The 265-nt window shown below is 74.7% G+C and carries 1 protein-coding gene; it reads right to left on the bottom strand.

The window, feature by feature from the left end; genetic code table 11:
* The coding region (locus AC0IWM_RS23765; RefSeq protein ID WP_471759147.1) for an HPP family protein at nt 1-232 on the bottom strand (232 nt) is incomplete at its 3' end.
* Nucleotides 233-265: the final 33 nt, after the last annotated feature.

Here is a 265-nt window from a genome sequence, read left to right as displayed (position 1 = left end):
GCACCGCGAAGAGCAGCACCGCCGTCGCCCCCATCGGCGCCACGAGGAGCGGGATGTGCGGACCCGGCCCGACCATCCAGCCGCTCACCAGACCCGTCAGGGCGAGGCCGATGAGGGCACCGAGGCAGCCGATCAGGCGCTCGCGCAGGGTGGCGCCGGCCAGGATCGGCCGGACCAGGCGGAAGCCGGACACGGTGTCGGCTCGGCGGTCGGGACCGGAGGTGGTGGACATTCCTCTGCCCTCGCTCGCGCGGCGCCCATCTGG

It is taken from the genome of Methylobacterium sp. AC433, from assembly GCF_979253015.1.
The sequence above is the reverse complement of the archived record's forward strand: the minus strand, read 5'-3'. Positions and strand labels throughout refer to the sequence as shown.